General features: G+C 67.8%; 1 protein-coding gene. It reads right to left on the bottom strand.

All coding sequences use genetic code 11. The features are described from left to right. A partial coding sequence (locus tag IF37_RS40445) for an AMP-binding protein (RefSeq protein WP_037858508.1) occupies positions 1-487 on the bottom strand: 487 nt, incomplete at both ends.

Here is a 487-nt window from a genome sequence, read left to right as displayed (position 1 = left end):
GAGCCTGAGGTGTAGATGACGTAGGCGAGGTCGTCGGGTGTGGCGAGGGGTGTGGGGTCGGTGTCGGGTCCGATGGGCCACTGGGTGTCGACGTGGAGGTGGTTGATGGTGTCGGGGAGGCGGTGGGCGAGGTCGGTGCTGGTGATGATCAACGGGATCATGTAGGTGATGCGGTCGGTGGGGTAGTCGGGGTCGAGGGGGACGAAGGCGGCGCCGGCTTTGAGGATGCCGAGGAGGGTGGCGATGAGGTCGGGGGAGCGGTCGAGGCAGACGGCGATGAGGGTGTCGGGGGTGATGCCCGTGTCGCGTAGGTGGTGGGCGAGTTGGTTGGCGCGGGTGTTGATGTCGTGGTAGGTCCACTGCTGGTTGCCGTGGGTGACGGCGATGGCGTCGGGGTCGGTGGCGGCGCGGTTCTCGATGAGCTGGTGGATGGTGGCGGTGTCGGGGTAGGGGCCGGTGACGCCGTTCCAGTCGACCAGGATCTCCC

Source organism: Streptomyces sp. NRRL S-31 (genome assembly GCF_000718775.1).
Taxonomy (GTDB): domain Bacteria; phylum Actinomycetota; class Actinomycetes; order Streptomycetales; family Streptomycetaceae; genus Streptomyces.
Note: the sequence above shows the minus strand (reverse complement) of the source record. Positions and strands in the feature narration are given on the sequence as shown.